This window comes from Halioglobus sp. HI00S01, from assembly GCF_001635445.1.
In the GTDB taxonomy this organism is placed as follows: domain Bacteria; phylum Pseudomonadota; class Gammaproteobacteria; order Pseudomonadales; family Halieaceae; genus Halioglobus; species Halioglobus japonicus.
Genome location: NZ_LWEE01000062.1, coordinates 263585 through 273425, shown reverse-complemented (window position 1 = coordinate 273425; position 9841 = coordinate 263585). Strand labels below are relative to the sequence as shown.

The following is a 9841-nucleotide window of genomic DNA, read 5'->3' as shown; positions in this document are numbered from 1 at the left end:
CTTTAAGTATTTGCGGCTTTAGACCAGCATTTGTTTTCTACGTCATAGGTATATCCGAGTATCTTCAGCCGCTGTGCTCGAATAGTCTTAAGCTTAACGTCGTCACGATCAGAGAATGAAACCGAGAGTCCATCACGCAGCCTGTTTAGCTGCCCCTGTAGAAGCAGCTTGTCGAAGCTTGTAATTGACTTGCTTCCCATCGCTCCGGCGAATGCGGAATGGGCTTTGGTCATCCATTGTTGCTTCTTTGAGTCTTGTTTTTTGGTATCAGTATGAGCTTCTGACATGGCAACTCCCTGCTAAATGCAATTCAACCAGTTAGTAGTCTCATTAACAATGAAAAACGTGTTAATACCAAGCAAATCTAACGCAATCACTGGCCGTAGGTGCTAAAATCACCGGAAAACGGAAGAAGACAATGAGCGGTGTAATCGACGAACTAAGAAACCCACTTTCTGGGACCATGACGCCGATAATCATGTATTGCGCGGCCACCGTGGCAATCGTCTTTAACCCTGGGTTTCTTGCTCCACACTTCAGCGTATTGGTAGTAATGCTATTTCTGGTTTATGCCGGAGTTGTGTGGTTGGCGAACAAGTTCCATCGCGGGCATATATTGGTTGTGGCCGTCGTAAATATCTCGGCGATCAGTTGGTACATATTTACCCCTGGTGGCCCCCCTGATAATGCCGAGGGCGCTCAGGCTATTCTGGGTCTTTCGGTATATGTTTCGTTTGCTTACCCGCTCCTACAGGCGTTCGGTGAGAGGGGAATATGGAATCGTCCATTTTATATATGTGGTGTTATCGCACTTGCGCTCATGGCCTCATGCTTCCTGGCTGCGCATTTCCATCTATTCGGCAGCCAAGGTAATCCAGCGTTTAGAATTGAAGTCGAGTACTCAGGGTTGCCGCATTTGGCAACGGTTCAAGCACTGACCCTGCTTGTTTCGATCGGATTTTTATTGATCCACCGCGCCGCCTACCCCGTCCGTTCAGAGCCGTCCGCCCTATCATCTGCTATATGCGCCGTCCTCGCTATTTCCATGGTCACTAGCCCCGAAGTGCCAGTAGCCCTAGCGCTTTTAAATGCCCTTTTCATATTCAGAGACGTACTGGACGACACCTATAAAGTCGCTTACCACGACCTGCTGACCGATATTAAAGGTAGGCGTTCGATGGAGCTGAGTTTCGAGACACTCCCAAAGGATTACACAATAGCCAACGTAGACATCGATTTTTTTAAAAAATTCAATGATAACTATGGGCACGCAGTTGGGGATGAGGTGCTGCAGCTAGTTGCCGCAGCGCTGGATCGCGTGGGTGGCGGCGGTGAAGCGTATCGCTGGGGTGGCGAAGAGTTCGCGATAGTTTTTCGTAACAAAACTCAAGACATGTCGTTTAGGCATTTGGAGGAGCTCCGATCAAGAATTGAGCTTTATGAGATGAAACTGCGCGATCGCGGAGAGCGCCCTTCTAGCAGCGAAGTAGGACGCACACTACGCGGAAATGACGACCAATTCGTCCAGACGGTGTCTGTCACGGTATCCATCGGGGCAGCAGATACCGCTTCCGCAGGAAGAGATCCTCACAAAGTCATGAAGAGAGCAGATGACGCTCTTTACGAAGCGAAGTCTCAAGGCAGAAACCGAGTGGTCCTTTATCATCCCAGCATAGCCCCCAAGTGACGGTAAAGACTGCGGCAAGGTATAGGCTGCGGTAGCCGGCAGCAACCACCTATTTGCGCGTTAGTTTTAAGCAATTGGCGCCAATGGGGGCGACATAAGAACGCACATCAGATACGATTTACACAGGAAATTCATTAAAATTGAGTGATAGACGTTGAAGGAAGGAAAAGGGATACCAGCTAGAAGACCGTCTCCACGGAGAAGCGGCGAGCCATCAGCTATATTCGTGCTCGCGTCGATCTTGCTTAGTTTATTATCGGCGAGTACTGCGAACGCTGAGGATGATCTGCTACATGCTCACCTGACGCCGAGGATAGAGATACATAACTCAGGCTTTTCCCACGTCCCGTTATACATAGCAGATAGAGTCGAGGCTGTTGCGGTTGATACGCATGGCAATATGTATGCGGGAACTTCGCGAGGCGTCCAAGTTATTACGCCGAGCGGCGAGAGGCGTCATTTCGATGAACCCGCGGCCGAAATAAAAGATATCAGATTGAATCCGGTCTCGGACACCGTTTGGTTTGCCCACTCCAAAGGCGTAGCAGTGTTCGACCGAGCTAGGATGGATTTCGTTGATCTCGGTAACACGGATTTTCGGGATTACTCCATTGAATCTGAGGCTCCTCGGCCTATATACAGGCTAGAGGTAGCCAAAAGCGGAAACACATACTTCATAACGGAGGATCAGCTCCCAAAGCTTATCAAAGTCAGTGCAGACGGCTTGGATAGTGAGCAGATCAGCGTGTCGGGACCATTGGGGGAGGCCCATGCAGACTGGGAGCCGACCTTCATCGGCATAGGCAGATCGGAGACGTATTTGCTAATTGCAGAACTTTCAGGAGAGATGTATCGGGTAAACTTGGACGACAACAACGAAGCTGTCTCTGAAAAATTTACAGCTCCTTGCGACCTCGTTGCGTATGGAATTCAGTCAGGCGACATGGCTTACTTGATATGTAGAGACTTCCCCCCCGGCCTCAAGCCTGTACATAAAATAGCAAGCTTCAACGCAGTTACAGGAGACTGGAGTGTTTTTGAAGCCCCGCCTGGAGTTGGCTTCTCGGGTCGCGCAAACTTTGGCCCTTCAGGAGAGTTAATAGTAGCGGGAGAGAATAGCGATGTGTTCAAGTTCGATCCGGCCAACAACTTTGAGTATGAGCGCTACGACCTTGATCCCGGTGGCGTGGATGTAGAGGTTACGAATGTTGCTTCCGACCGATTCGGCCGAATCTGGGCGACGCGGGACAGTGATCTCAGCTATCTAACGACATCAGACACAATATCAAAAATTCGGTACCCCGCGTCCCAAAGGAAGCCAGGCAGTACAACCGCTACAAGCTACGTCGATGGCTCCCTGGTTGTATATGATTCTGATGGTCGTTGGGAATTTGATGATTTCGAACAACAAGGTAAAACAAGTAGCCACTTCACTCGTTATAAAAAATTGTCCAGAGAGGCTGACTGCGACTCGCCAGCAACTAAGAATAAAGCGAACAAAACGTTTATGGAGGTGTGCCGGGTAGATGGAGATATCGGGTCGCACGCATCTGCCCTGGCTGGGGTTTACGTTTTCGACGATCGCTACTTATACACGTACTACAACGATTACCCTGCATTCGTGGTGCGCAATAAAACTAACGGAGAGCAAGTCCGGATAAAGCTCAAGGTCAATGTCTCAGAAGGTTTAGATGGCGAAACTCTGGAAGATCCTGAAATTGTCGATATCGTAGGACTAACTGGGATTCTACGAATCGAGCAGGATCGTTATCTAGCGTCGCTTTACCCGCGTGGTGTTGTGGAGTTGAAATTCGATTCGGGGGGAGTTATCCCCGAAATTACTCTCCTGTCCCCGACTGCGTATACACTCGGCATCCACTCCTACAGGGGCGCATATATCTGGGTCGCTGATGCAGGCATTGAGATTTTTCGAGAGGTGGGGGGGGAGTATGTGTCGGAAGTTGTCGATAACCCTGACCGTGCAAAAATCGCTTGGGAGGAGAATAAGGGAAGCGCGCTAGACCAGTTCGGTAATTTGTACGTTGCTCACGGCCATGATGTCATTAAGTTAGATTTTCACTACGATGAGGGTCGAAAAATATGGCGCTACTCGACAGAGAGCTTAGCGGACACGATGCGTCTGATGGGGTCGGTATGGACGGTAGCGGTTAGAGGAACAGATCTCATCGTAGCGAGCTCAGGCCGCATTACGGCAATGAGCATACCAACCGGGCAAATAAAAACATTTGGGGAATTGCAAGGAGTTCCGAGAAAGGAATTTGTATCGGCTGCAAAAACATACACTGAGAAGAGCCTGGTGTTGCCCATGGAAGGCGAGACGATACTGGTTGGCCCCATCGACTATGAAAGTGATCCGGGATATAAGCATATAGAGGCCGATATTGGTAGTATCGAGATTAGCGGCGTAGAAGTCCCTAAAGCCAAAATGTCGGTGGATGAAAACGGCGATTACCTATTGCAGCTAGACAGCTCGTACGCAAGGGGCGAGATACTGCACGTTGCATTTCAGGCGGATGACTACCTGAGCTTTCATGCGGGGACGCATAGTGTCCTCTACACTGATATCCAGCAAGAAACTACACCACAATCAAACGCCGGGAATGAATTCATCTTGGTTTTGAGTGAGGCAATGGAAGGTACTTCGCATGAACTCGCTTACGAGTTCAAACCGAGCGTTACGCACTGGACAAGACAATCTCAAGAACAGCCATGGAACAAGCCGTTAGTGCGAAAGCTAAATATAGTAATAGATAAGCCATGGAACAAAGTTGATTTGGGTAGCGGGCCGTTTAATCTCATACCGATATTATCATTGCTGCTCGGCGGGTTTCTTTTGGCCGTGTTGTTTTTCTGGGGACAGCGCCAGAAAGCGGAGCAAAATTTAAAAATTAAGGAGGCTATATCACACGAACGACTAGCTAATGAGAAAACACGCACCCAAGAGCAGCAGCACCGAATGGGAAATCTGCTCAATACAACGATGTCGAAAATCCATATGCTGGCATCAAATGCCGGAAAGAATAAGGAAGATTCGCTCAATGATCTCGGCCACCATCTCAAGCGACTCGTGAAGATGAACAGTACTCTCGCCAAGGATAAAGAACTAGATATGGCGACGCTGATAGAAGATGTGGTATCAGATGTTATTTATCTGTATGCAAAAACTGGCTACAAAGTGACAACAAAGGTCGACATCGATCAATACAGGCCTGGCTTCAAACACGGAGACATTATCGGTCAGATCGTGAGCGAGTTGATTGTCAACACCTGTAAGCACTGCAGAACTGAAGAATGCGAAATCACGATATCGGCCCGAGAGAGTGAATCCCACTTAACGCTAGAGTACGAGGACACCGCGGGCGGTATTCCAGAGCGCGCAATAGCACAAGCGTATGAAGACATGAAAAAGCCCGCAATGTTTGACGGTGGCCTAAACCAGGTACTGCGGTTAGCTAGCGAGCTTAAAGTCGAGGCAGAGGCAGAAATAACAAATACCGGAAAAGGAATGCGATTCAATGCGACATTTATACTCCGGCGATAGGTTCAGCCCATACACGTTTTACGGAAGCCGCAGCCTGCGCACTTCCTCTTATCGTCAGTGCGGCAGCTAATTCCACTGGCCTTGATAGATCGTATTGTATTGGCGTGTTGCCGTATACGTGAGTGCAGTTTTTTTTGTGACCGCGGGAGTGTTATGACCATGCGACTGGTCCTGGTTATGATGACTGCCTTGGTGGCTATTATTCCACTGCCTCTGGCCGCAAGACACGCAGCAGTTACCTGGGCTATGTCAGAATCATAAACTGGTCCGGACCTCGACTTTAGTTCGACAATGACAGGCCTGAAAAATGGCGGCATCCTGTATATGAAATCGGGCTTCCCTAGTATTTTGTATTTAGTATTAAAAAACGCTTTTTTATCCGCGGTGTCCGCCCATATTACGAATCCCATAAGTCCAAGTCTGTCACGGCTGAAACAGCGGACAAGTAAATACAGTGCGACAAACAGTAAAAACAAAAGTAAGAACAGCCCCGCTGAGCTCAAAAATGTTATACCGGTCACGAGGATATCCTGCGCACCAATGTGTCGGTGCAATAGCGCACCAATCTTTCCAATAGTGGAAGCCTGGTGCAAAGCGCAACGAGATATGGCGACCCGATATAGTATGAACGAACGAAGATCCGGCCGAGCGTGCTCTGTAGTAGACACGAGTCTCGAAAAGCGCGTAGTAAGTTCGTTTTCTTATCAGACGGCCCATAAAGGTAAGATGCTATAAAGCACCGCTGGTCAATCTCTTCCGTGATCTCATCGTGATATAGCGTGCCTCGCCTGAGATTCTGTTTTGCGGAACGAGACAGTTGAGAGCCCGTGTAGTATAGGTGGTATGAGCGTGGGCAAAAATCTACCTTCCCTATTTCGCTTGCGCTGACCCATTCGTCGTTATTTGGCATATAGATCATGCTCTTCAGGTAATCGGAAATCGGCATCTAAAACAAAATCCTGCAGTTCCAGAGCCTCAGTCAGTATCGTGGCACCGCTAGTGATTGTGTACGTGGCGCTAGGAAGCCTGCCAATGGTGTAATATCCGTAGTCATCAGTGATTGAGCATCGCGATACAATAACCGCACCTGATGCCTCTGCGCAGATTCTTTCACCAGCCACTGCACCTCCATCAATATCTGTAAATTGGCCCGAGACCGAGAGCAGTTTCTGTGCGCTAAATATAACGCTTGTGGAGGTCGAAGAATCTATCATAAAGGTCACGAGCCTATCCGATGGCACGAGTTCTAATGGTAGACCTGAAGCGTCGAGTGTCGCACGATAGAACCCTGGCGCAACATCAAAGATAGTAAACTCACCGTCGCTTACCATGGCAGTGCGTGGAGAACCATTAAGCACAACGGTCGCCGATGTTATCGCAGGAAAAGATTGCGCAACACCATCGACAGCAATAGTCCCTTTGAGCGTTCCAAAACGTCTATTGGATGACGTCGACGAAGCGAGGTGGGGCTTTATGCCGTCGAAGCCAAGATTTGCACGTAAGGACCATCTGAACGATAGGACGTTGGAATCTCTGCCTAACGGTGGCGTGTTACGCACCTCGAATCTCGATACGAGCCCTGGCAATAACAGCTTGTCCCAAAAAACATAACCACCAACTCGGCCGGAATCAGTTAAAACAAAACCAAGGTTGGCGCGATCAAAATTGTTGTTGTTCGATGCCCAGCGCCCTCCAAGCTCTAGTCTGCTGCCACGGTTCTCGTAGGAGTTTAAGCGACCGAAATAGGTGATATCGCTTCCATATAGGTCCACAGAAAAGTCTTGGTTACCGGCTTCGTATGAGTAACGGATTTGAGTATTGGGAACGTTATCAAGGTCTACATCAAGCCTGTAGTCACCTTCTTGGCCTCCCCATACCGAAGCGCCGTACCCGCGGCCAGAAGAAAAACTCAGCCCTGGCAGTAGAAAACTGACATTCGATCCAGAGCGATTGTCTTTTCTACCGTCAAGCCCAACAGACAGCCGCGGTGAAATCATAGCCCGGTAACGAAGATTGCTTACCTCAAATGCTTCGCTTGTAGCTGCTGAAAAACCTGCAGAATCTTTCCGGGAACTAGCTTGGAAGTACCAGTCGTCGCCCACACCTGACAGTTCCGCCAGGTATGAATGTCCATCGTTCCCGTTTACAGAGTAAGACCCAGATCCGATCAAGTATCTGCCCAGACTTCGAGAGGCGCTCAGTACAGAGAGCGGCGAGAATCCAATATCCTGGTGGCCAAGCTCAATCGTGCTCTGGTCGGACAGCCCGATCCTGAGCTGCGCGTATCCAGATGTATCAGACGGCGTAGAAATGGAAGACAAGGGATCGCCGCTGACTCCACCTCCGACTGCGGCTATAACCTCTCCTCCTCGGAGAAGTAAAGCGCTGTTCGCGAAAGACAAATCTATGTCCTCAATGATGGCCCCAGTAACTGAAGACCTAACACGAGCCACTACGTCAACTAACTGACGGCTAGGCAGAGCGACGTCGAGAAACTCAAATGCTCCGTTCAGCATTGAGCGAGTTGTCGCTACGGGCCTGCTATTAATGAATAGTTCAACAATAGAACCTGGGTCAGTGAATCCTCGGAAGTCTCGAACAGAAGACCCGAGCTGATTTGCTAAATAGTCAGTGCTGGTGGGGATGCTTGTGCTTTCTACAGCCCGATTGGAAAAGGCAACCTGGCCGCCAGTCAATCGGGCTGCCGGGAGCAGAGGATTAAGGCTGACGATATCACTGCCAATCAGGTGCGAGGTATGGCTGGTAGACTTCACCCACACATAACGCTTCGGCTGAAGACCGCTAGAAGAGTAGTAATCGCCCTCAATCTCTACGACACCCCCTGCCACGGAGCCGAAAATCGATGCAGAAAGCGACCTCTGTAGGTCGTTAGCGTTGTCGCCAATAAACGTCCCCTCCACAAACGCTGAAGTAATACCCGCAGAATCTGGAAAGTAGTCGATAGGAGCGCTGGTACTGCCAATCGATCCGCCTTCTCTTGTTTGCCAGCTAAGCCCGATTTTCAGTAGGTATTCTGAATACGAAAATTCACTTTTGATCGCAAGCACATCACGAAGGCACGCCGAGCTTATAAAGAAGGAACCATCCCATGAGGTTTTACACGTTTCGGAGAGTGTTGCGTCGCCTGCCGGGGTGGTTATTCTCAGGTGGCTTTCGTCAAACCCCAGACCCGGAATACTTGATAAAAGCGACACGGGAAGCCAAGGTTCGTCGCTAATCCAGAGAACGTCATTCGGCTGGGTATCCTTGCCGTTAACGGACAAACCTACGAAGTGAAGCCCGTCGTCTAACGCTGTTGCGCCTGATGCTACTAGCATGGAAAAAATGAGAGCAATTAGGCGCATTGCAGTCAGATGATTTATTCATTGTCTGAATCTAATGTCAGGAACTTTTCAAACGTGACGTCCCCGATAGATCCAGCCACTAAAACCATATATGAAACGCCCCTCTCGATGTCGCCTGCATGAACCTCAATGGTCCGTCGTGTTCCCGGCAATACCGGTATAGCTGGGAGTTGTGTATAGTTGATATCCGCAGCTGCAGAAGTGTTGTTCCGCGACTTAATATCTTCGAGTACATCCAGCGCTACCGCCTCTCCTGGGAACGAGTCGATTGGCCATGCGACTATCTGCCCCTTCAATCGAGAGTAAGATGATCCTGTAGAAGAAAAATCAAATAGCACCGGCGTACTGGAAGCAGCATTAGAGCCAATGGAAATGCTATGTAGAACGCCTGTCTTGGATACCGGACCTGAGTGGACGTATACAGGTAAGCCATAGTTGAATCTAACGCCAACGTCAGGAGCGCTCTCTTCCTGGTCTGCCGGCAGCTCTTTCACGAAAATCATGGCCCTGTGCTCACCGTCTATAAGCGGTTCTTTAGGGCGAATAGAAAATCGCAAGGACTGCTGACTGCCAGGTGGGATCGTGAAATAGCGGGGATTGATTATGAACGCGCGGTCTAACGAAGTTTCGGAAGGCGGCAGTAATCTTGTATTGTTCTTATCGTCAAGATCCCAGGTCCTAATGGAAACCTCAACGCCGAGACTTGAATTCGACATATTCAGAACCGCTAGCGAGTCATTAATGGGCACTCCGGCCCACTCGAATTCAAAACGAGCTGGAGACAAACCCATCCTCGGTTTTGGATTGCCCGCCTCCACAACTGCAGTGTTGATCAAACCAATCCCAAGTATGACCACGGAAAGGAATTGCGGAAGAATGCTAGCCATGTGCAGTGAGTCCTTTAATCAATTAAATGTCACGGTTATTTCAACTTGGCCGGTATGCCGGCCTCGGGCACGAACATCCGAGTAGTCAATATCAAAGAAGATGCTTCCTCTGATCCACCTGAGACTTCCATTGTTCCTGCGTCGCTCCTCTACTGCGAAAGAACCGCCAGTAAATCGCGCTACCGAGCCTGGGTCGCTTACGCTACGCAAACTGCCAGGTTCGACAGACACGGAAACCCCAAGTTGCCCGAACTCTTCGCCGTTAGCGAAGTCAAGACGCCAGACCCTGTTCGCAGTCCTTCTGATTGCCGTGTCGATCGTAGGGAAAAGTTCAGGCGGC

6 protein-coding genes are annotated in these 9841 nt (G+C 49.5%); 2 read left to right on the top strand and 4 right to left on the bottom strand.

Going from position 1 to position 9841, the window contains the following annotated elements; translation table 11 throughout:
- Positions 1 to 2: 2 nt before the first annotated feature.
- Positions 3 to 287, bottom strand: coding sequence for a hypothetical protein (locus A3709_RS11750; RefSeq protein WP_066054603.1), 285 nt, complete (start codon positions 285 to 287; stop codon positions 3 to 5).
- Between the two features lie 131 nt (positions 288 to 418).
- Here A3709_RS11750 and A3709_RS11745 point away from each other — a divergent pair, with 131 nt between their 5' ends.
- Together A3709_RS11745 and A3709_RS11740 are read left to right on the top strand one after the other, a co-directional pair.
- On the top strand, positions 419 to 1687 hold the full coding sequence (locus A3709_RS11745; RefSeq protein ID WP_066054600.1) for a GGDEF domain-containing protein: 1269 nt from the start codon (positions 419 to 421) through the stop codon (positions 1685 to 1687).
- 154 nt (positions 1688 to 1841) lie between these two features.
- The gene (locus A3709_RS11740) at positions 1842 to 5249 is read left to right on the top strand and encodes an ATP-binding protein (protein ID WP_156507715.1); all 3408 of its coding nucleotides are present in this window, start codon (positions 1842 to 1844) and stop codon (positions 5247 to 5249) included.
- A gap of 517 nt (positions 5250 to 5766) precedes the next feature.
- Here the strand turns inward: A3709_RS11740 and A3709_RS25025 are convergent.
- The 3 genes from A3709_RS25025 to A3709_RS11725 are packed head-to-tail and all read right to left on the bottom strand — an operon-like array spanning position 5767 to position 9501.
- Positions 5767 to 6159 carry a CFI-box-CTERM domain-containing protein gene (locus tag A3709_RS25025; protein ID WP_369795147.1) on the bottom strand — a complete coding sequence of 131 codons (393 nt, stop codon included), beginning with the start codon at positions 6157 to 6159 and terminating at the stop codon, positions 5767 to 5769.
- The gene (locus A3709_RS11730; RefSeq protein ID WP_066054591.1) at positions 6149 to 8614 is read right to left on the bottom strand and encodes a carboxypeptidase-like regulatory domain-containing protein; all 2466 of its coding nucleotides are present in this window, start codon (positions 8612 to 8614) and stop codon (positions 6149 to 6151) included. The genes A3709_RS25025 and A3709_RS11730 overlap by 11 nt, the downstream gene beginning before the upstream one ends.
- A 14-nt stretch (positions 8615 to 8628) precedes the next feature.
- Positions 8629 to 9501, bottom strand: a complete 873-nt coding sequence (locus A3709_RS11725; protein WP_066054588.1) for a fimbria/pilus periplasmic chaperone — start codon at positions 9499 to 9501, stop codon at positions 8629 to 8631.
- Positions 9502 to 9841: the final 340 nt, after the last annotated feature.